Source organism: Lysinibacillus sphaericus (assembly GCF_001629735.1).
In the GTDB taxonomy this organism is placed as follows: domain Bacteria; phylum Bacillota; class Bacilli; order Bacillales_A; family Planococcaceae; genus Lysinibacillus; species Lysinibacillus pinottii.
Genome location: NZ_CP015224.1, coordinates 4194936 through 4217863 on the forward strand (window position 1 = coordinate 4194936; position 22928 = coordinate 4217863).

At 37.5% G+C, this 22928-nt stretch carries 18 protein-coding genes; 14 read left to right on the forward strand and 4 right to left on the reverse strand.

Annotation, left to right across the window (positions count from 1 at the left end; all coding sequences use genetic code 11):
• Positions 1 to 30: 30 nt before the first annotated feature.
• From A2J09_RS20645 to A2J09_RS20650, 3 genes are read left to right on the forward strand one after another with little or no spacing between them, the layout of a single operon-like run.
• Complete coding sequence (locus A2J09_RS20645) at positions 31 to 723, forward strand: response regulator transcription factor (protein WP_012292612.1); 693 nt, start codon at positions 31 to 33, stop codon at positions 721 to 723.
• Positions 701 to 856, forward strand: a complete 156-nt coding sequence (locus tag A2J09_RS23805) for a hypothetical protein (protein ID WP_008176206.1) — start codon at positions 701 to 703, stop codon at positions 854 to 856. The genes A2J09_RS20645 and A2J09_RS23805 overlap by 23 nt, the downstream gene beginning before the upstream one ends.
• 15 nt (positions 857 to 871) lie before the next feature.
• Positions 872 to 3076: an MFS domain-containing histidine kinase gene (locus A2J09_RS20650; protein ID WP_036160679.1), complete on the forward strand. Its 2205-nt coding sequence runs from the start codon at positions 872 to 874 to the stop codon at positions 3074 to 3076.
• A 49-nt stretch (positions 3077 to 3125) separates the two neighbouring features.
• Here the strand turns inward: A2J09_RS20650 and A2J09_RS20655 are convergent, their stop codons facing one another.
• Positions 3126 to 4274 carry an acyl-CoA dehydrogenase family protein gene (locus tag A2J09_RS20655; RefSeq protein WP_012292615.1) on the reverse strand — a complete coding sequence of 383 codons (1149 nt, stop codon included), beginning with the start codon at positions 4272 to 4274 and terminating at the stop codon, positions 3126 to 3128.
• A 305-nt stretch (positions 4275 to 4579) separates the two neighbouring features.
• On the opposite strand from A2J09_RS20655, the gene A2J09_RS20660 reads away from it, so the two are divergent.
• From A2J09_RS20660 to A2J09_RS20675, 4 genes are all read left to right on the forward strand, one after another.
• Positions 4580 to 5659, forward strand: a complete 1080-nt coding sequence (locus A2J09_RS20660; protein WP_036160681.1) for a metallophosphoesterase — start codon at positions 4580 to 4582, stop codon at positions 5657 to 5659.
• Between the two features lie 103 nt (positions 5660 to 5762).
• Positions 5763 to 6596 carry an undecaprenyl-diphosphate phosphatase gene (locus A2J09_RS20665; RefSeq protein WP_012292617.1) on the forward strand — a complete coding sequence of 278 codons (834 nt, stop codon included), beginning with the start codon at positions 5763 to 5765 and terminating at the stop codon, positions 6594 to 6596.
• Between the two features lie 291 nt (positions 6597 to 6887).
• Positions 6888 to 8180 carry a globin-coupled sensor protein gene (locus A2J09_RS20670; protein ID WP_036160684.1) on the forward strand — a complete coding sequence of 431 codons (1293 nt, stop codon included), beginning with the start codon at positions 6888 to 6890 and terminating at the stop codon, positions 8178 to 8180.
• Positions 8181 to 8403: 223 nt separating this feature from the next.
• Positions 8404 to 9366 (forward strand): 2-hydroxyacid dehydrogenase, encoded by a 963-nt coding sequence (locus A2J09_RS20675; protein ID WP_012292619.1) that lies wholly within the window; start codon positions 8404 to 8406, stop codon positions 9364 to 9366.
• Between the two features lie 38 nt (positions 9367 to 9404).
• On the opposite strand, the gene A2J09_RS20680 is transcribed toward A2J09_RS20675, so the two are convergent.
• Positions 9405 to 10205: a TIGR00266 family protein gene (locus tag A2J09_RS20680; RefSeq protein ID WP_012292620.1), complete on the reverse strand. Its 801-nt coding sequence runs from the start codon at positions 10203 to 10205 to the stop codon at positions 9405 to 9407.
• 402 nt (positions 10206 to 10607) lie between these two features.
• On the opposite strand from A2J09_RS20680, the gene A2J09_RS20685 reads away from it, so the two are divergent.
• The 4 genes from A2J09_RS20685 (at position 10608) to A2J09_RS20700 (ending at position 16715) form a co-directional block, all read left to right on the forward strand.
• On the forward strand, positions 10608 to 12086 hold the full coding sequence (locus A2J09_RS20685; RefSeq protein ID WP_031418381.1) for an aldehyde dehydrogenase family protein: 1479 nt from the start codon (positions 10608 to 10610) through the stop codon (positions 12084 to 12086).
• Positions 12087 to 12112: 26 nt separating this feature from the next.
• The gene (locus tag A2J09_RS20690; protein ID WP_012292623.1) at positions 12113 to 13285 is read left to right on the forward strand and encodes a saccharopine dehydrogenase family protein; all 1173 of its coding nucleotides are present in this window, start codon (positions 12113 to 12115) and stop codon (positions 13283 to 13285) included.
• Between the two features lie 9 nt (positions 13286 to 13294).
• On the forward strand, positions 13295 to 14488 hold the full coding sequence (locus tag A2J09_RS20695) for an acyl-CoA dehydrogenase family protein (protein ID WP_036160686.1): 1194 nt from the start codon (positions 13295 to 13297) through the stop codon (positions 14486 to 14488).
• 136 nt (positions 14489 to 14624) lie between these two features.
• On the forward strand, positions 14625 to 16715 hold the full coding sequence (locus A2J09_RS20700) for a beta-propeller domain-containing protein (RefSeq protein ID WP_012292625.1): 2091 nt from the start codon (positions 14625 to 14627) through the stop codon (positions 16713 to 16715).
• A 63-nt stretch (positions 16716 to 16778) separates the two neighbouring features.
• Here the strand turns inward: A2J09_RS20700 and A2J09_RS20705 are convergent, their stop codons facing one another.
• The gene (locus tag A2J09_RS20705) at positions 16779 to 18185 is read right to left on the reverse strand and encodes a polysaccharide deacetylase family protein (protein ID WP_036160688.1); all 1407 of its coding nucleotides are present in this window, start codon (positions 18183 to 18185) and stop codon (positions 16779 to 16781) included.
• A 326-nt stretch (positions 18186 to 18511) separates the two neighbouring features.
• Here A2J09_RS20705 and A2J09_RS20710 point away from each other — a divergent pair, with 326 nt between their 5' ends.
• On the forward strand, positions 18512 to 19264 hold the full coding sequence (locus A2J09_RS20710) for a threonine/serine exporter family protein (RefSeq protein WP_012292627.1): 753 nt from the start codon (positions 18512 to 18514) through the stop codon (positions 19262 to 19264).
• A 12-nt stretch (positions 19265 to 19276) separates the two neighbouring features.
• Complete coding sequence (locus A2J09_RS20715; protein WP_036160690.1) at positions 19277 to 19753, forward strand: threonine/serine exporter family protein; 477 nt, start codon at positions 19277 to 19279, stop codon at positions 19751 to 19753.
• Between the two features lie 53 nt (positions 19754 to 19806).
• Here A2J09_RS20715 and A2J09_RS20720 read toward each other — a convergent pair whose 3' ends face one another.
• The gene (locus A2J09_RS20720; protein ID WP_012292629.1) at positions 19807 to 21831 is read right to left on the reverse strand and encodes an EAL domain-containing protein; all 2025 of its coding nucleotides are present in this window, start codon (positions 21829 to 21831) and stop codon (positions 19807 to 19809) included.
• Between the two features lie 186 nt (positions 21832 to 22017).
• Here A2J09_RS20720 and A2J09_RS20725 point away from each other — a divergent pair, with 186 nt between their 5' ends.
• Positions 22018 to 22911, forward strand: coding sequence for a DMT family transporter (locus tag A2J09_RS20725; protein WP_012292630.1), 894 nt, complete (start codon positions 22018 to 22020; stop codon positions 22909 to 22911).
• The last annotated feature ends 17 nt before the right edge of the window (positions 22912 to 22928 follow it).

The window sequence follows — 22928 nt, forward strand, 5'->3', positions numbered from 1 at the left end:
ACACTTATATTTGAGAGCGAGGTGTCTATCATGACGAAACTAACAGTTCTTGTTACAGACGACGATCAAGATATTCGTGATGGTATAGAAATTTATTTGAAAAATGAAGGCTACAATGTTATTAAAGCTGCAGACGGCTTAGAAGCATTAGACAAGCTAGAAAACAATGAAGTACATTTAATCATTTTAGATATAATGATGCCCAATATGGATGGGATTACTGCGACATTTAAAATTAGAGCAGAGCGCAATATTCCTATTATTATGCTTAGTGCAAAGGCAGAGGATGGCGATAAAATTCATGGACTATCGGTAGGCGCGGATGATTATGTAACAAAGCCATTCCATCCATTAGAATTATTAGCGCGGGTGAAATCACAGCTTAGACGCTATGTACAACTAGGAACGTATAGTGAAGGTGCAACAAAAGTAGAAATTGACGGACTTATTCTTGATGAAGATGCTAAAGAGATCATTTTAGAAGGAGAACCAGTTCGACTAACACCAATAGAATATAAAATTACGGAATTATTAATGAAAAATGCAGGGCGTGTTTTTTCGATTCGTGAAATTTATGAACGAGTTTGGAATGAGGAAGCCTACAATGCTGAAAACATTGTAGCCGTACATATTCGAAAAATTCGTGAAAAAATTGAAGCGGACCCAAAAAACCCACGCTATCTAAAGGTGGTATGGGGCGTTGGCTATAAAATGGAAAAATAAAATAGAGAAGTATATGACTATTGCAGGGTTCATTGCAGGTGTTGTTGGACTTATTTATTTTGGCGTTTATGCTTATCAAATCGTCGATTCTCGCTCCTCAGAGGTTTTACAATTATTAGAAAGAATTTTTTAGAGGAGTGTTAGAGTCATGATGAAAAAATGGAAATCTCTACTAGTGTTAATGAGTCTCATTTGGACTATTTTCGGCATCTTTACTTTTTGGCATGTAGGTTATCAGTATATTGGTAAGTCCTATTTTGAATCAGAAAATTTCCAACATGAAATCGATAATTTTACTTCAGAACTTGGGCCGTTAGTAATAAATTTACCGAGGGCAGAAGACTTGAAAGGGAAAATAGAGATTACGCAGGCGGAAATTGAAGAGCATCGTAATTATTATGGTACATTAGGACAGCAAATCGATAATATTAAACAACAATACGAACAGCGAATTCAGGAAGCAATAGATGCCAATGCGGGAGAATTACAAATAAAGTTAGAAACTGAACGCGATAATAAAATTAAGGACATTACAGCCAATTTCGAAAACGATGAACATGTGCGAAAAAAGATTCTTGCTGGAGAAGAAGCACTTATCGATAAATATATAAAGGCAGCACAGGATGAAGCGAAAACCTTTAAAAAGTCTTATGATTACTGGTCTTATGAGTTGACGAATTCTGAAACAGGAAAAACATACCGTGCAGGGGATGTTTCAGAAAGTAGCGCCTACAAAATAAAGTATTCTGAGCGAAATCCTTTATATGTAGGGAACATTAGTAATAATGTAAGAGATATTTTTTACCGTACAGAAACTTATGTGAACGTCGATAATCTTTATGAAACAGCAGAGTATACAGGAGTCTTAACCATCTCTAAAAAAGCAGTTCAATCATTAGGGGTTATGCAGGATTATAATCGTTTTCATCGTAATCAATATACCTATTTCTTTATATGGCTCACTAGTATAATAACGGCAATTTTCGCTTGGAGAGGTCGTAAGGGTGTACTGCAAACTGTCAGAGGTATGAAGGAAAAAGATATTTTAAATAAGATGAAATTTGATTTTCAAGTTGCCTTATTGTTAATCACTGGGTTTATGTATCTTATTTCTTCTCAAATTGTTTTCGAATCGATTGAATACACTTACGATTACAATTTTCAATATAATTATGTACGCTCTATCCTAGATTTCGCCTTTAAATTAGGTGTGTTAATTGTTATAGGAATTGCTTTCTTTATTCAATTAATTTGGCTTTATACAAGAATAGATACGATAAAAAAGTTAGAGCAAAATGTGAAATCCAGTTATTTATGGTCACTCGGGGATTCACTTACGGATTTATTTATTAATCGCTCTATAGCGTTGCACGCACTGTTCATGTTAGCGGCGGCCTTCTTTGGAGGAGGAAGCCTTGTCGCTTCTATGTTAAGGGGAGGAGCTTTCCCAGTCCTTGTTCTAGGCATATGTATGTTCGTAGGGTTTCCAACCTTGATTGTATTCTTATCAAGAATGGGTTATTTAAACCGTATTATGAAGGATACGAAAGATATGGCCAATGGGCGACTGAATCGTGACGTGAAGGTGAAAGGTAAGTCCCCGCTCGCTAGTCATGCGGAAAATCTTAATCATTTACGAGAAGGCGTTCGGACATCCATGCATGAGCAGGCTAAAAGTGAACGTTTAAAAACAGAGCTTATTACAAATGTGAGTCATGATTTACGAACACCGTTAACTTCCATTATTACTTATACAGATCTTTTGAAAAAATCTAATCTTTCAGAGGAAGAACGTCAACAATACATTCATATTCTTGATAAAAAATCTGAACGTTTAAAAGTATTGATTGAAGATCTTTTTGAAGTATCGAAAATGGCAAGTGGTAATATTGAGCTGCAACGAAGTCGTGTAGATTTGACACAACTCATTCAGCAGGCAGTAGGGGAGCATAAGGAAGATTTAATTCAGTCGCGTTTAGATTTACGAATGGCGATGCCGCATGAGCCTATTTATGCCTATGTAGATGGTCAAAAATGGTGGAGACTCATTGATAATTTAATTGTTAATGTATTGAAATATGCATTAGAGGGCACACGCGTCTATGTGACGTTAAAACGAACAGCAGATGGCGATGCTGAATTAACAGTGAAAAATGTAGCGAAGTATGAAATTAATGAAGATGCTGAGGAATTATTTGAGCGTTTTAAACGTGCAGATGCTTCACGTCATACAGAGGGGTCTGGACTTGGATTAGCCATTGCACAATCTATTGTTGATTTGCATGGAGCTCGAATGACAATTGATGTGGATGGCGATTTATTTAAAGTGACAGTTCGAATTTCAGCGGTATAGGGAGGAGATGGTGGCAGAGGATGGCCACCATCTTTTTTCCATTACACCATTACAGGCCTAAATTCTTGGCGATAATTACTTTCATGACTTCATTGGTGCCTGCATAGATGGACATAACAGGGATGTCTCTATACCTTCGTGCAATCTTATATTCCTCCATATAACCATAGCCCCCATGAAGCTGCATACATTGTGTGGCTATCTCACGGGCATTTTCAGTTATCCAGTATTTCGCCATGGAAACTTTTGTTACTACATCTTTTCCTGCGAGATGCTCTTCAATCAACGTTTCCAAAAATGATTTACCGAGCTCCATTTTAGTTGCCATTTCAGCTATTTTAAATTGTGTATTTTGAAAATCTCCAATTGACTTACCAAATGCTTGGCGTGATTTTACATAGTCGAGTGTTAAGGCAAGCATATCCTCAATTGCTGTTTGTGCAGCAATCGCTACAGCTAAGCGCTCTTGTTGAAGTTTTTCCATCATATAAACAAAGCCCTTGCCTTCTTCACCAAGTAAGTTGTGTGCTGGCACTCGGCAATCTTCAAAGAATAGCTCAGCTGTATCTTGAGCATGCATGCCGACCTTTTCCAGCTTCCGCCCTTTTGTAAAGCCTGGTGTACCATCTTCAATGACAAGCAGACTTATACCTTGGTGTTTTTTTTCAGCGGACGGATTTGTTTTAACGGCGACAACCACTAAGTTGGTATGAATTCCGTTTGTAATAAAAGTCTTTTGGCCATTAACAATATAATGGTCACCATCGCGAATAGCAGTTGTTTGAATATTTGCTAGGTCTGAACCTGTACCTGGCTCAGTCATGGCGATTGCTGTAATATAGTGGCCTGAAATACATTTTGGCAGCCACCGAGATTTTTGCTCGTGTGTACCGTAGGACTCAATATAAGGTACAACAATATCATTATGCAGACCAATCCCAATAAGACTTGAACCTATACGCTCAAGCTCTTCTTGAATAATAACACCGAAACTAAAATCAAGTCCTAGTCCACCATATTGCTCTTCGACTTGGGGGCACAGATAGCCCATATCACCAAGCCTCCGCCAAAATGTAAGCGGAATGAGATGATCTTTTTCCCATTGTGCATAATGTGGTTCAGCTTCTTCTGCTAAAAACTTACGAAAGGTTTTACGAAATAACTCATGCTCTGTTGTTTCAAATTTATAACGTGTCATTTGAATTAGCACCCCTTTTTGCTCGTAAATACGTAAATTTCTTCTATCAACTATTATGTTACTGGAAGATTTGTGAAAATAATAGTAGCACTTTATACTAAAATGACGAAATTGTCATTTATGTCCAGTGAAATGTCACGTTAAACAAGAGAATGATAGGAAATAATAAGCTATGCTTACCATGTGGCGGTTAAAGCAGTTAGTCCCTCTTTTTTTAGAAGATTATTCAAGTACTTCATGCAATATGACTGTTACTTATAAATGATATAATCAACTAAATATATAGGAAGGTAGAGGACGAAGATATGCCAAAAGTAATCGGTGGTATACTTTTAATTAGTATTTATAGTGCGTTGACTTTCTATTTGGGGTGGGGAGTAAAGCAGTGGCTAGTGGCTATGGGGTGGTTCCGTTACCCAATCATATTTTGGTTAGTATTGTACCTTATCGCTCTCAGTATAATTATCGGAAGATTGCATGAGTCCTTACGGTTCTTTTCAGTTGTTGGTAATTACTGGATGTTTGTTTTTGAATATGGCTTATTGCTATGCTTAGTAGCACAATTGATTTTTTGGCTAACACCCTTTAAAAATGTACAAATAATTGGTAGTATAGCAGTTGCTGTATTATTTATGCTAAGTATTATCGGCTCTTATTTAGCCTATTCTCCAGTCGTTCGTCATTTAGAAATAACAGTTGAAAAGAAGGGTAGTGAACTGAAGTCATTGAGAGCTGTTGTGGCATCTGATTTCCATTTAGGTGTTTTATCACATAAAAAGCATTTACAAAGCTTTGTCAACTTATCGAATGAGGCGCAACCAGATATTGTGTTGCTAGCTGGAGATATTGTGGATGATGATCCAAAATGGTTTGTTCAAGGGGAAATGGCAGATGTCATGAAACAATTAACATCTACATATGGAACCTATGGTATATTGGGTAATCATGAATACTATGGTAAAAAAATTCCTGAGTTTATAAAAGAAATGGAAAATGCAAATGTAAAAATACTACTTGATGAAACAATTCGTATAGAGGATGCGTTTATATTAACAGGGCAAGAGGACAAGACGAATAAAAATAGAAAGTCACTAGAAGAATTAAAGTCTTCCGATAGCTTACCGTGGCTCGTAATGAATCATACGCCTGACGATTTGTTAACACCTTCTAAACTGGGGGTGGATTTACATATATCAGGTCATACGCATAAAGGTCAATTATGGCCAAATCAGTATATTACCGCTCGAGTATTTGAACTGGATTATGGTTATAAGTTGAAAGACCAAATGCATACACTTGTTTCATCAGGCTATGGCTTCTGGGGTCCGCCTATGCGAATTGGTAGTAGGTCAGAGCTTTGGATAGTGGATATGAAATTTCGTTAATGGCTAGGGCTGTGGATGACTTATAGGTGAAATAGCAGTAGTATATGAAAATAGAGTAATTTATAATAAGTGAGTATTTGATTAATAAAGGTAAGGTGACAAGGTGGAAATTATAGAGTTATTAAAAGCGTTGATTTTAGGCTTTGTTGAAGGTATGACGGAGTTTGCCCCGGTATCCTCAACTGGCCATATGATTATTGTTGACGATATGTGGTTAAAAACAGAGGAGTTTTTAGGGAAATATCCTGCCAACACATTTAAAATTGTCGTACAATTAGGCTCCATTCTAGCTGTTATCGTGGTGATGTGGAAGCGTATGTTAAGCTTAGTTGGATTATACAAAATTGATGGTCAGTCTCAGTCCATAAATAGACGTTTTAACCTATTGCATGTTATTGTCGGTATGCTACCAGCAGTTGTTTTAGGGTTTGCCTTTAAGGATTTTATTGACGATCATCTTTTTAAAGTAGAGCACGTTGTTTATGCACTAGTAGCAGGGGCAATTCTGATGATTGCAGCGGATAAATTGGCACCAAGAAAACCAAAAGTAGATTCTTTAGATAAGATTTCATATGGTTTAGCCTTTAAAGTTGGGCTAGTTCAATGTCTATCTTTGTGGCCAGGATTTTCTCGTTCAGGTGCGACCATTTCTGGTGGCGTATTATTCGGTATGAGTCACCGTGTTGCAGCCGATTTTACATTCATTATGGCGGTACCTATCATGGCGGGAGCTAGTTTAGTATCTGTTTTGAAAAACTGGGATACATTATCGATGGATTATTTTGGATTCTATGCTGTCGGTTTTATTAGTTCATTTATCTTTGCGTTATTATCAATCAAGTTTTTCTTAGCGCTTATTTCAAAAGTGAAATTAATGCCTTTCGCAATATATCGTTTAGTTTTAGCGGCAGTTCTTTGCGTAATTATTTTTATGTAAACAAAAAGTCACTCTTCTTTCACAAGAAGCAGTGGCTTTTTTGCCTTAATTTTATTGGTTTTTCAATCCATCTTTCACTTAAATTGAATGAAAGTGGGTAAAAAGTATCTTTTTTGATGTAAATTGAGTATTGAATTTAATAAATACAGACAACATTTACCTGTATATTGTTCATTTAGTAGTTTTGAGATTATAATTGATACATAAACTATCTATCGATTTGTTATTTTTTAATAGCATGTAGGATAATAGACTTAGTTCGGTATATGATTATAATATGAGGTGGAGAAAATGTTTCAAATTGTAAGTAGATCTAAGAAAAATACAATTGAAATAAGTAATGAAGCTAATATAGGTATTTTTATTAAAGATGCTGATCGTTTATTGCAATTGAATCTTGTGGAATTAAGTGTATATGATCTTCAATTAATTAATAGTTTGAAGCCATATGTTGAAAGAAACGTTGTGGAAGTTGTAGCAGCATTTTATCATGCTATTGAAAGTGTGCCAGCATTACGTGAAGTCATTCAAAGTCATAGCTCCAGTGAACGTCTACGTCAAACATTACGCCATCATATTATTGAAATGTTTGAGGGGAGAATCGATGAAGCCTTCCTTGAAAAACGTAGACGTGTGGCAAAAATGCATGTGAAGATCAACTTATATCCGAAGTGGTATTTAGCAGCCTTTCAAATTCTAGAAAAATCTCTACGTAAGATCATTTTTGAACTTCACTTATCTAAAGGTGAGGAAGAAAAACTATGTGATGCAATCAGTAAAATATGTAATTTTGAACAGCAAATTGTTTTAGAGGAATACGATAACTATGCAAATACATTGATTGAGGAACAACGCAATAATGTTCGCGAACATGTAAAGGATGTAATAGGGGGAATCTCTACTCACTTAGAGGTTCAATCACAAAATACATCTGATACAGTAACAGAGCTCGTTAATAGTGCCCAAAAGGTGAACGATTCATTGAAAGATAGCATTCATGAGGCAGAATCGATGCAAAAGGTTTCAAGTGAAGGCTATGCAAAGATTGTTTCAATCAATGAACAAACAGGGAAAATTCATCATAAGACGTATGAAATGGCAAGTATGGTTGAACAGCTAGACGAATCTTCTTCAAAGATTAATGCAGTAGTTGAAATGGTTAAAAGTATATCTGGTCAAACAAACTTATTGGCATTAAACTCGGCAATTGAAGCGGCACGTGCTGGAGAGCATGGCAATGGTTTTGCCGTTGTTGCCAATGAAGTACGTAAGCTTGCGGATCAAACGAAAAGTTCAGTTGAGCAAATTGCTGAATTAATTCAGATGTCTAATGGAATTACAGCACAGGTAGTTCAAGCTATACAGGACATACAGGAGCTCGTGAATAATAGTATTGAACGGAATGCCGAGTCCCTAAAAGCATTCGACGCAATATCAACCTCCGTGGAAGATTCCATAACCAATTTCCAAAACGTAGGAAAGCAAATATCAGATTTAGCAAATATTATAGAGACAATTGGTGCATCCTCTGAGGAATTAGAGAGAGTTGCCAATCGTTTGAATACGACCATCAGAGAATTTTAAATGAGATGTAGCTAAGCTATGCATACAGGTTATGCATAGTTTCTTTATGCATTCAAAGTGGATAAAATAATCGATTTCACGGATAAATAAAGTCTTCAGGTTGATGAAAAGGAAATTTATCGATTCTAATGGAAGGCTGCAAACTAGAAACCTCTAGAAAATGCTTCCCATAAGTGTTACGCTATAGGCGAATTAGGGAAATGAGTAGTGAGGTGTTTGGAACATGAAAAAGAAATTATTTATTACACGTAAGTTTCCTACACATATTGTTGAGCCATTAAAAGAGTTTTATGAAGTTTCTCAGTGGGAAGAGGAGGAGATTGTCATCCCGCGTGATAAACTACTTGCTTCTGTCGCAGATTGTGAAGTACTGTGGGTAACAATTGCAGATCAAGTGGATGAGGAGTTACTTTCACATGCACCAAACCTAAAGCTAGTAACAAATTTAGCAGTTGGTTTTAACAATATTAATGTGAAGGCTTTACGACAAAGAGGTATTATGGCGACAAATACGCCTGGTGTCTTAACGAATACAACGGCAGATTTAGTATTTGGCTTACTGCTTGCAACTGCTCGTAGAATTCCAGAAAGTGAAAGATATTTACGCGAGGGAAAATGGAAAAGTTGGTACCCGATGCAACTCGTTGGTAAAGATGTATCAGGAGCGACAGTTGGAATAATTGGGATGGGTCGAATTGGTCAGGCTGTTGCTAGACGAGCAAAAGGTTTTGATATGAAAATTTTATATAATAATCGAAGACGTCGACATGAGGCGGAAGAAATGTACGGCTTTCGGTATGTATCATTGGAAGACCTCTTAAAACAATCTGATTTTGTTGTAATTATGACACCCTATAATAGTGATACAGAGGGTCTCATTGGAGCAAAAGAATTAGCTTTAATGAAAGAGGATGCTGTCTTAATAAATGCTTCACGCGGTGGAATTATTGATGAGGCGGCTCTATACGATGTCTTGAAAAGTGGCAAGTTATGGGCAGCAGGGCTAGATGTCTTTGAACAAGAGCCGGTTGCTATGGATCATCCTTTATTAACGCTCCCAAATGTTGTGGCACTTCCACATATCGGAAGTGCGTCCTTGGAAACAAGGACTGCTATGCTCATGTTAAATGTCAAAGCATTAGCTGCTTATGGACAGGGCAAGGCTATTTCGAATCGAATTGATTAAAAAATGGAGCATATCACTGATAGATATGCTCCTTCTTTTTATCTATTGAATAAATCGAATAAACCACCAATACCGCCTTCACCTTTTGACTGGCCACCACCGCCTTGGGAAATGGGTGCCGCTGCAAAGACGCGACTTGCTAAACGGCTGAATGGTAATGATTGTACCCAGACAGTTCCTGGCCCACGTAATGTAGCGAAGAAAATTCCTTCACCACCAAATAGTGCCGTTTTTACGCCGCCTACAAGTTCAATATCATAATCTACATTTGAAGTCATTGCAACTAAACATCCTGTATCTACACGTAAAACTTCCCCAGGTTGCAATGTTTTTTCATGAATGGCTCCTCCTGCATGTACAAAAGCCATACCATCGCCTTCAAGTTTTTGCATTATGAAACCTTCTCCACCGAAGAAGCCTACACCGATTTTTTTCTGGAATTCTACGCCCACAGAAACACCTTTAGCTGCTGCTAAGAAAGCATCTTTTTGACAAATAATTTTCCCGTTTAATTGACTTAAATCCATAGGAATAATCTTACCTGGGTACGGGGAAGCGAAATAAACATGCTTCTTACCTGAGCCGACATTTGTGAATGTCGTCATGAATAAGCTTTCTCCTGTTACTAAACGTTTACCAGCCCCTAATAATTTCCCCATAAGACCACTTTGTGAGCCGCCTTTTGAACCATCGCCAAAAATAGTTTCCATATGAATGGAATCATCCATCATCATTAAAGCGCCTGCTTCCGCCACAACTGTTTCTTGTGGATCAAGCTCAACTTGCACATATTGCATGTCGTCACCAAATAACTTGTAGTCAATTTCATGATTATTCATAAAGGGATTCCTCCAAAAGTAAATTTAATGATATTCTATACGATTATAAAACACTTTGGTTTCAATGAAAAATTAAATAATTTAGAAAAAAAGGGAATTAAATAGAAAATGTCGAATATAAGAAACTAGAATGTGTATTATTTATTTTCATTTAACTAAGGGTGTTATGAATATACTTAGCTTTAACCGTATCCTCTTTTTATTAGAGGGGAAGGCAGTTAAGTGAAAATAAAGCCTCTGGCAGTTGTCGCTGATAATCATAGTATGACAGGGTATATCACATCTTGAAAATTCGGAATATTGAAGTATTTTATTCTACTAATATTCATAGATTCTGTACCTGAGGAATGCAACTGGTTACAATAGCCGAGGCATCATAGAGTATTTCAGGGGGTGTATGTAGTGGAGATTAAAAACTATATTGGTGGTAAATGGAGCACACATTCACATTTACAAAGTATAGCAGTGACGAACCCTGCAAATGGTGAGCAACTTGCTACCATACCACTATCTACTTCTAATGAGGTAGATGAGGCTGTAGTAGCTGCAAAGCAAGCACAAAAGAGCTGGGCACTTGTGCCTGCGCCAAAACGTGCAGAATTTTTATATGCCATCGGTCAAAAAATGAAAGAAAAAAAGGAATATTTGGCGACCGTTTTAACAAAAGAGATGGGGAAGGTAATTGAAGAAGCAAGAGGAGAAGTGCAAGAAGGAATTGACATGGCCTACTATATGGCAGGTGAAGGTCGTAGGTTGTTTGGTGAAACGACACCTTCTGAACTGACTAATAAATTTGCGATGAGTGTAAGGGCGCCAATTGGGGTTGTAGCGCTTATCACACCATGGAACTTCCCTGTTGCAATCGCGACATGGAAATCATTCCCTGCTATTGTGGCTGGAAATACATTTATTTGGAAACCATCAAATGAGACGCCTATGATGGCTTATGAAATGGGTAAAATTTTTGAAGAAGTAGGTTTACCTGATGGTGTAGCAAATATTGTTTTTGGTACAGGGCCGACAGTAGGGACTGCACTTATTGAACACCCTGACGTAAAGGTCATTTCCTTTACTGGGTCAACGACAACAGGTAGTAAAGTAGCGGAGCTTGGCGGTAAGCATTTGAAAAAGATTTCTTTAGAGATGGGTGGAAAAAATGCTGTCATTGTTATGGATGACGCAGATCTTCAACTGGCTACAGAGGGCATACTCTGGAGTGCCTTTGGTACTGCTGGACAAAGATGTACAGCATGTAGTCGGGTGATTGTGCATAAAGATGTAAAAGAGCAGTTAGAAAAGCGTCTCTTAGATGAAATGCAAAAGCTCACAATTGGGGATGGGCTAGACGAGGGAGTTAAAATTGGGCCGGTGATTAATAAAGCAGCATTGGAAAAGATTAATCACTATGTACAAATAGGCAAGCAGGAAGGTGCCACGTTACTAGCTGGAGGCAGAATTTTAAATGAGCCACCATATGACAATGGGTTTTATTACGAGCCTACACTGTTTACGAACGTAAAGCCTGACATGATTATTGCTCAAGAAGAGATTTTTGGTCCTGTCGTTTCTCTAATTGAGGTAGCAAGCTTAGAGGAAGCAATTGAGGTAAATAATGGCGTGAAATTTGGCTTATCAAGCTCAATTTTCTCACAAAATGTTAATACTATTTTCCGCGCACAGCGTGATTTAGACACGGGTATTGTCTATATAAATGCAGGCACGACAGGTGCTGAAATCCATTTACCATTTGGCGGTACAAAGGGGACTGGAAATGGACACCGAGATTCAGGTGTTGCGGCCTTAGATGTATATACGGAGTGGAAGAGCATTTACGTAGACTACAGCGGTAAATTACAAAGAGCACAAATCGATACAGAGTAACAGATCAACGAAAGGGGATGTTCTTGATGAAAGTTGTTGTATTAGGTGCAGGTTTAATGGGTAAAGAGGTAGCTCGTGATTTAATAAAGAATGATAAAGTCGAACATGTATTTTTAGGTGATATCGATGTAAAAGTGGCACAGGATTTTGTGGATACTTTAAATACTGATAGAGTCGAAGTTGTAGAGCTTCATGCAGAGCAAGATGATTCGTTAATGAAGGTCATCTCTAAAGGTGATGTTGTGATTAATGCATTATTTTATTCCTTCAATGAGCGTGTTGCAAGAGCAGCCATTGAAGCGGGTGTACACTCTGTAGATTTAGGTGGCCATATAGGTGGTGTTACCGAAAATATATTAGATCTTCATGAGCAAGCAAAAGCAAAAGGGGTCACAATTATCCCTGACTTAGGTGTTGCTCCAGGTATGATCAATATTCTAGCGGGCTATGGTGCCTCTAAATTAGATGATGTTGAGTCTATCAAACTATTTGTGGGGGGCATTCCAACTGAACCAAAGCCTCCGCTCTATTATACACGTGTATTTTCTTTAGATGGTGTTTTTGATCATTATACTGAGCCTTCAAAAACGATTCAAAAGGGCAAATTACAAGAAGTCCCTTCCCTTTCAGGTGTTGAACCTATTTATTTTGATGATTTTGGTGTGCTTGAGGCATTTTATACATCTGGAGGCATCTCCACATTATATAAAACATTCCCAAATGTCCGCACATTGGAGTATAAAACAATTCGTTATAAGGGGCATGCTGAGAAGTTTAAGCTATTAGCAGATTTAGGCTTCCTTGATTCAGCGAATAAGGTAGAGGTTGATAACCAAGAGGTGCCTGTTCGTTCTGTAGTGCGTGAGGCTCTTAAAAAGAAACTGGAGCTGGGAACCAAACCAGATGCGGTTCTATTACGTGTCATTGTGGCAGGTGAAAAAGCGCAACAGCAAGTGACATATGAATATGAAATGGTTGTACGTAAGGATATGACCATCAATGAAACAGCGATGGCTCGTGCTACAGCTAATACTATTTCGGTTGTAGCTCAGATGATAGGTGCGGGTGTTATTAAAGAGCACGGTGTATTCCCACCTGAATCTGTAGTGCCTGGTGATACGTATATTGAAGAAATGGCCAAACGTGGTGTAGTAATAAAAGAGACGTCTCATAAGTCTGCTATGATTGTGAAATGGTAGGTGCTGAACATGAATTTTGACATGTCCACTGAGCATGAAATGCTACGAAAAACGGTAAGGCAGTTTGTTGATGAAGAAATTATACCCTGTATAGCAAAGTGGGATGCCGAAGGTGGCTTTGATGCTAAAATTTGGTCGAGGCTTGCGGAGCTTGGGCTAATGGGGGTTTGTGTGCCAGAGCAGTATGGCGGAAGTGGAATGGATTATAACTCCCTTGCTATTGTGTGCGAGGAGCTGGAGCGGGGAGATACAGCATTCCGAACGGCGGTATCCGTTCACATTGGCCTAAATAGCATGACATTAATGCAATGGGGTACTGAAGACCAAAAGCAGCGCTATCTTGTTCCACAGGCAAAAGGAGTAAGAATCGGTGCATTTGGTCTTACTGAACCGGGTGCTGGATCTGATGTAGCAGCTATGTCGACTACAGCTGTCCGTGATGGAGACCATTATGTCATTAATGGACAAAAAACATGGATTTCTTTATGTGATATAGCGGATCACTTTATCGTTTTTGCTTATACAGATAAGTCGAAGAAACATCATGGTATTAGCGCATTCATTGTAGAACGTTCAATGGCAGGCTTTACATCAAAGGCCATTAAAGGGAAGTATGGGATTCGTGCTGGCAATACAGGTGAGCTTTTCTTTGAAGATTTACGTGTACCAGCAGAAAATCGACTCGGTGAAGAGGGAGAAGGCTTTAAAATAGCCATGTCTGCCCTAGACAATGGACGTTTCACCGTAGCTGCAGGAGCTGTAGGCTTAATCCAAGCGTGTTTAGAGGCAAGTGTTAAATATTGTCATGAACGAGAGACCTTCGGTAAGCCTATAGGAGAGCATCAGCTTGTTGGACAAATGCTAGCTAATATGGATGCCGGTTACCAGATGAGCCGTTTATTGGTCTATCGTGTGGGTGAATTGAAGAATAAAGGTGTTCGTAATACTAGAGAAACATCCTTAGCGAAATGGCAGGCGTGTGATTTTGCCAATAAGGCTGCTGATGATGCGGTACAAATTCATGGTGCATATGGCTATTCAGATGAATATCCAGTTGCGCGCTATTTGCGGAATTCGAAAGCACCTGTTATTTATGAAGGTACGCGAGAAATTCATACCATTATGCAAGCAGATTATGTATTAGGCAGACGCCAAGATAAGCAATTAGCCAAAATGCTACCAAAATGGCCGTTTGAAGAATAAACGAGGGGGAAATTATTCCCTTTCGTTTTTTTAGTGTAGGGTGTAATCCATCTTTAAAAAAATTTCAGAACAATGTAACTTTCCGTCTTTTTCCTAGTCTAATGGATAAACAAGTATATGAAGGAGAGGTAAAATAATGAAAAATAAATGGCTGGCATTCATTTTGATAGCTGTTATAGCGATTGTGCCTGGTATTTTCACATGGGCAGTAAATACAGAGGTAACTGCTAAGGCTGCTAGTGTGGGGATGGCTACCCAAAGTTGGCAAGCATCATTTTCTGTAAGCTTAAAGAAGAATAAACTTACTGACAATGTGTATGTAACGACAGAAAAAGGGAAAAAAGTCCCTGCAACGATTGCATTGTTAGAGGATCAAAAAACATTAGTTGTAAAGGGACTTGTACCAGGCAGTTATCAATTACATGTAAAAAAAGAAGCCTTTGCACAGGGAGGACTGAATGTAACTGCACAGGTTATTCCATTTACAATTATTGAGACGTTAACTGCCGTTCAATCAGAAAAAGAATTAGAACAATATTTCAATAACTTGCTAAAGGCCCCAAGAGGTGGAATTGCAGAAGAGGAGATGTCAAGTGCTAAAAGCGAAGACAAAGCAACAACCAGTAACGAGTCTACTACTAATAATCAAGTGGAAGGTGTAGAAGAGGGCGATATTGTTGTTGTAAAAGATGGCTTTATTTTTACTGCAAAAGACCAAAGCATTACAGTTGTTAACGCTAAAGACCCCCAGCATTTGAAACAGGCTGCAAATATTAAGCTGAAGGAGTCGCAATATATTTCAAAGCTTGCGCTATATGATAATTTATTAATAGCGATAGGGGACCAATATATTGAAAAAGCAGGCACAGGAATGGTCACAGCTTCATTTTATGATATTTCCAATCCAAACAACCCAAGACATATACGCGATGTGGGGCAAGAAGGATATTTACGGGATATCCGCATTACCAAGGACACACTCTATTTAATTGGTAATATGTATCCAAACTATTGGGTATTACAACAAGAGCAAAAAGCAGATCTAAAACCAAAAACATATGATAGTTTGACGGGAGAAGTGTTCAAAAGCTTACCTTTAGAAAAAATATCAATTTTGCCTAATACAATGGATGGTACCTATAGTTTAATAACAGCTGTTGATTTAAAAAATGGTGCTACAACAACGGCTAATACAAAAGGATACTTGGGCGGCAGTAGTGGACTTTATATGTCAGAGAATGCGCTATATTTAACGACGCCCATTTATGACGGGAATAACGCTATTCCATTAGAAAAACGCGCGATGGATATGATATGGATGCCAAGAGCAGCTGACACGCAAATTTTTAAATGGAATGTAGATGGAACAACATTGAATTTCACTGGTAGTACTGAAGTAAAGGGGACTGTATTAAATCAATATTCAATGGATGAGTATAAGGGCAATTTACGAATCTTTACGACAGAAGGAAATATATGGGATGAGAAAAGCACCTCCTATAACCACCTCTTTATTTTGGATGAACAGTTAAAAACACTAGGTACAGTGAAAGATATGGCACCTGGGGAGAAAATTTATTCTGCTCGATTTATGGGTAATAAGGCATATGTGGTGACATTTAAGGAAGTCGATCCATTGTTTGTCATTGATGTAGCAAATCCGAAAAAACCAGCAATCCTTGGAGAGTTAAAGATTCCAGGCTTTAGTAATTACTTGCATCCATTAGATGACACACATTTAATTGGTATTGGCTATGATACAGAGCAACGCTATGATTCGTTTACGAAGCGTAATTTTACGGTGACAACTAATATGAAAATGTCATTGTTTGACGTATCAGACTTCAAAAACCCGAAAGAACAATCTACCGTGAAAATTGGCGGAAAGGGTTCCTATTCTGAAGTTCAATATAATCCAAAAGCGCTATTCCGAAATAAGGAATACAACTACTTTGGCTTCCCAGTTGTCCAATACGAAGCGGGTAAAGGGGATAATATTCTTTATAAGGGTCAGGGTGCTCAAATTTATGAAATTACAGCAAATAAAGGAATTGTTCTAAAAGGAAATATTATGAGTGCTACAAACGGTGAGCCATATGAAAATTGGGAGCAGGTTGTACAAAGAGTTGTTTATATAGAGGACGCTCTTTATACAGTAGCGCGCAATGAAGTGAAAAGCTATCAGTTAAAAGACTTTAAACCTCTGGATACATTAATCCTTAAATAACAGAAAAAGTCCAATGAATTCAACTTGAATTCATTGGACTTTCTTTAAAATGCATATAGTTTTTTACTTTTGACGATAGGGCAAAATCTCAGAAACCGTTACAAATTCATAGCCTTGACCTTGTAAATAGGCAAGGACAGCATCAAGCCCATCTGCAGTAGATTGATGGATATCATGCATTAGTACTATTGCATTGTTGTGTAAATTATTTTTTACATTTGGCAATAATTGTTGTGCATTACGATGCTTCCAGTCTAATGTATCAATTGTCCAAAGCACGACGGGAACAGGAATCTCAGCGTCAATTGTGTCATTAGTCGCTCCATACGGCGGTCTGAAAACCGTGGCACCGTGATTAATGGCCTTCTCTATTTCAGCGGTAGTCGTATTATATTCTTTCATCACTTGTTCTTGCGTAAGCTTCGTTAGTACTGGGTGGTTCCATGAATGATTTCCTATTTCATGGCCACGTGCAAGTACATCTCTTGCAATATCAGGATAATATTGTACACGACTACCAAGCATAAAGAAGGTTGCTTTTGCGTGATATTTATCGAGAATGTTTAATATTTGCTCCGTCACCTTTGGGTGTGGACCATCATCAAAAGTCAGCGCAATTCTTTTTTTATTTGGATCACCAGTCGGTGGTGGATTAGTTGGTTTTACATTTTCCATAGCAATTTGAAACTCAGAGGCTAACAATGGGTTAATGAGCGAGAGGGGTAGTTTCACTATTGGGGCACCTGCCGATCCGCTAGCAATCTCGTATTCATCGAAATAGAATTGTAACGCATCGTCTGCAATTGCAAAGCGAGTGAAATTAGACCATTTTGGCTCAGTTGCTTTTAATAGTTCATCTTTTAAAAGCTCATCCTTTATTTGAAGGTTCTTCTGTAAATCTTTTCGCACACTTGCGGCTAACGTAGATAAATTATTCTCGTCATTTTGTAATAATGTTTGAATAGTAATTTGCTCGCCAGTTTCATTATTAATGAAGAATGTTTTCGTTGTGACCTCATGGTTAGCTCCACCTACGTAAAGCATTTTTGTTAGCACAAATGAATAGTAATGCTCTCGATATGGAAATGTTTCAAGACTAATATTTAATTCACCCATAACTTCTTTATCTTTTTTCATAGAGGCTAGATAGTTTTCTTTTGAATCCGTTATGTATTGTAATACGGCATCATTAAAAACTTCGTTATCTGTTTGTGGGTAATGAATGGCAAAAGGTGTACGTTTATCATTAGAAACGTCTGTTACAATTCGTATCCCTGGAAACGCAGAACTTTCCGTTGATATATTACTATTAACCGATTCTGTGTTGCTTTCTTTTGAAGCACTAATTTTTTGAAACTTAAATTCATCCTTTGATAGGATAATAACAAGTATAATAGTTGTTAAAGCTACAATGAGGCCAAGTAATAAAAAATCTATTATTGGGCCGCGTTTTTTTCTGCGTTCCTGCATGGTGTTGGATACGCTCCCCTCATTTTTATTTTCTATACAATCAGACGTGCCAATCATGAAAAAAGTTATACAAATCTATAAACTTTTATTGTGAATTTATAGAAATTAACGCTAGCCATTTTTCCTTCTTGAAGTAGTATGATGAACGTGGTTATACTACTGTATTAGTGGATATAGAACCCTTACCAAAATAGAACAACCGAAGATCAATAAGTAAAATTAAATTTTAAAAAAAGCCAAATTTTTTGCTGAAATTTTCAGTTGTGTTTTTAATGGCAGTTCGATACTATTGGCAAGGAACCTTTTGAAGGAGGCAGATAGCTGTAATGGTCTTACAAGAAGCGGATAATGAACTTACGATTGACTGTTTGTTGCTTGCAGGGCGTATTATGATTGAAAGTGGTGCAGAAACATACCGTGTGGAGGATACGATGCTGAGGATGGCACATTCTCAAAATATGCCAAATGCTCAATGTTATGCCACACCGACTGGAATCATTTTTTCGTTAGGCAAGACACAGCCAACGAGAATTTCATCAATTTCCAGTAGGGTTACAGATTTACAAAAAATAGCCTTGGTAAATTCAGTATCTCGGAGACTCACATCTCACATGATAACATTAGAAGAAGCTTATGACGAGCTAAAGTCGATACAAAAAACAAATTATTTTTTACCAACCTATTTACAAGTTATTGCCGCCGCTTTTGCAAGTGGTTGTTTCCTTATTATGTTTAAGGGAGGGTGGTCCGATTTTCCTATCGCTGTTGTAGCAGGAGGGTTAGGCTTCCTAGTGCTTGTAATAATGAATCATTTAACTAAAGTTAAATTTTTCTCTGAATTTACAGCATCACTCGTTCTCGGCTTTGTTGCCTTCTTTGCGGTAAAGTATGGTTACGGGACCGAGCTAGATAAAATTATAATTAGTTCTGTTATGCCGCTCGTACCAGGAATTTTGATTACGAATGCAGTTCGTGATTTAATGGCAGGTCATTTTATGTCAGGGATGGCAAAAGGAGCAGAAGCCTTTTTAACTGCCTTTGCCATAGGGGCAGCTATTGCCGTCACCCTAGGATTTTAGGAGGCCACTAGCATGCACATAATGGACATTATCATACAATTAGTTGTTAGTTTTTTTGCTACGGCTGGAATTGCCATCATTTTTAATGTACCTAGGAAGACGCTACTTCATTGCGGTCTCGTTGGGGTAATTGGCTGGATTATTTATTATATTTTAACGGAGCAAGGAATGGATGTTGTTAAAGCCTCTTTCTTTGGTTCATTCGTCATTGCCATCGTGGCTCATCTATATGCGCGGCGCTTTAAAATACCGATGATTATTTTTATTGTTGGTGGAATTATTCCGTTAGTGCCAGGAGGCATGGCTTATAATGCCATGAGAAATGTTGTAGAGGATGATTATTTACAAGGCTTACAGTATGGTTTAAAGGCATTTTTAATAACAGGGGCTATTGTGATTGGGCTGGTCTTTGCAGAAGTAATTATTCAACTCATTTTCCGTTCGGTCCGTTCAAGTAAAGTGAAATTCCAAAAGGTCTATAAAAGGTAAAAATAATAGGAGGCTGCGTATATGCTATGATACGCAACCTCCTTTTTATAATATCATTTTTTTATAAGCAATGCTTCGATTTCATCCGGTGTTACAGGCTTACTAATATAGTAGCCTTGAATAGCATCACAACCATAAGTAATTAATAAATCAGCCTGTTCAGCTGTTTCTACACCTTCAGCTACAACTTTAAGTTCCATAGATTTACCAAGCTGTACCATACCGTTCATAAGCTTTTGGCTCTTTTCGGATTTTAGCAGAGAATTCGTAAATGTTTGATCGATTTTCACTGTATCTATTGGTAAAATTTGCATATACCTAAATGATCCATAGCCCGTACCGAAATCATCTAAAATGAAAGATATGCCTTCGTTTTCTAGTTTGCGCATTTGCTGAGCAATAGATGTTGCAGCTTCTGCCTCTAAAGCAAATTTTTCAGTGATTTCAATTTGCAGAAGGTTGGCTGGACATCCTGTTTTAGCTATCATTTCAAGAATGGACTTAGCCATATTTTTATCACGGAACTCACGTACAGAAGAGTTGATGGATACTTTTAATTCATGGCCAGCTTTTTTCCAAATTAACGCCTGCTCACAAGCTCTCTCTAGCATAAAGGAACCGATATTATTAATTAGTCCTGTCTCTTCTGCGATAGGAATTAATTCATCTGGTGAAACCACGCCAATCACTTCATCTTCCCAACGTACAAGTGCCTCAACAGCTGTAATTTTCCCAGAATAAACATCGATTTGTGGCTGGTAAAGAACCTTTAGATTTTTTTGATCGAGTGCTTGTAATAATCGTTTTTCAATTAATGCTTTACGATTTAAAGCTTTATGTGTCGCTGTTGATAGTGACACAATTTTATCTCCACCAGCTTCACGCACAGTAGAAATAGTAGCAATAGACGCTTTCATAAGCTGCGAAAATGTTGTTTGATCCTCTGGATATCTTGTGATACCACCACTAATAGAGATGGGTACTGCGATATTACCACTATAAATAGGGTGCTGTTGTAAGTATGATAAAAAGCCTTGAATAAACCATTCACTTAAAGGAGTGATAACCACAAAATCATTTTCATTGATACGAGCCATCGTGCTATCCTGGAAATACATCTTTATACGATTTGTAAATTCAATAATTAAGCTTTGATCGATTTGTTGGTCGTGCAGTTCTTTTAAAGTATAAAATTTATCAATACTTAAATAGACAAATGAAAAGTGTCTGTCATCCTCAATCATATTGCTAATGACCTTTTCAAGTCGGTGGGCATTCATGAGCCCAGTTTCTGTATCGATATAAGCTATTTTCTCAAGCTGGTGTTGGATAGTTTTTGATTTAGTAATATCCTTTTCAATTAAGAAAAATTGCTGTTCACCTGTTTCTAGATTAAAAGTTGGGATAGCCGTTAGTAATACCCAATAGGATTGCCCCGCTTTTGTGATTTTTTCAACTTCACCTTGCCATGTGTGACCATTGTTTAAATTACGCCAGATAGTATTTGTCACTTTTTCACTAGTATCATTATCTGGGAACAGCTGCCAAAAAGTTTTGCCGATAACACGCTTGGGTGTCCATTGACTTGTTTTTAGAAACTCATTATTACATTCTAAGATAAAACCATCATGATCGAGTGTTACAGTCATAAATGTAGCATCCAATCCTTGTTTAAGGTCTACAAATGTACTGCAATGAGAGACAGCATTAGTCATTAATTCTGGCGGCATAAAAACCATGAGAATCAAACGTTCTCCTTGTTCTGTATAAGGTTTAGCAAGTAGTGCTGTCGACATTTCTGTTTTTGAAGCGGTGTGAATTTGAATTTTCTCTATAAACGTGCTGTCCTCGTTTTGTAGGATAGCTTGAAAAGTTTCTACTGGAAGCTGACGTAGTAGATTTTCGTGTATAGATGGAGTAGTATTTCCTGTAATATCGTTAGTTGATAAACCAATCAGATGTTCAGCGCTCTTTCCCCAGATAGTGGCTTGTCCATCTTGATTTAGAATTATTGCAGGAAAAGGAAGTGAATTTAAATAATGTTCATCAATCGTAAATGATTTATGCATATGACTCATGAGTTTTCGATCTCCTTGGGTAATCAATATATACTAATATTATAGATAATTATATGGAATTAGTCATTATGAATATATTTGTAAATATTTGATAATGAAAAGAATTAGGACTTTTCTAGTGATATTCAAGAAAAGATTTGAAGAAAAATAACATTTTTTAGTACGTATATAGGAAGCAGGATTTGTATGCAACGTTTAAAAGGAATACTATTTATCGTCTCAGGTGCTATGTTATGGGGTGCGACTGGTCCCTTGATGGAGTGGTTACTAAACCATACATCATTGACAGTTTCCTTTATGTTAACAATCCGTTTATCGGTTGCAGGTATGATACTACTTACATATTTATTGTTAACTGGAAAAAACATTTTTGGTATTTGGCAGCACAAACTATGGGGTAGACAGCTCATTGTTTTTGGTATTGTAGGTATGCTAGGTGTTCAATTTGCATTTGTAGCAGCAATTCATGAAAGTAATGCTGTGCTAGCGACCTTGCTACAGTTTCTAGCGCCAATATTTGTTGTGGCATATGTCTCTCTTAGTTTAAAGAAATGGCCACCAAAATATCAAGTAATAGGAATTATTGGTACCCTTATGGGGTTATTTCTACTACTAACGAACGCTTCATTTAATAGTTTGCTTATTAGTCCAAAAGCATTGCTATGGGGTGTAGCAGTAGGCTTAACCTTTGCCTTTTACACATTATATCCTGCACGTTTAATGAGAGAGTGGAATGTCCTGTTAGTTGTTGGTTGGGGGATGCTAATAGGTGGTCTTACATTAGGCATTGTGAGCCGAGTATGGCTGTCCGACCAATGGACCGTTTTTACTAATTTTAAGACGCTTCTGTTGATGTTTGCTTTAATATTTTTTGGAACAGTCGCTTTCATATTGTTTTTAAGTAGTATGAAATATATAACAGCTGTGGAAACGAGTATCCTCTCTAGCATTGAACCATTGACGGCTATGATTATATCAGTTATTGTCTTCGGTACTTCTCTAGGATTTTGGCAATTAATAGGGGTATTCGTTATGCTTGTATGTGTAACATGGCTTTCAATCGCAGGTGAGAAAGCATAAATATACTATTGTGTAGG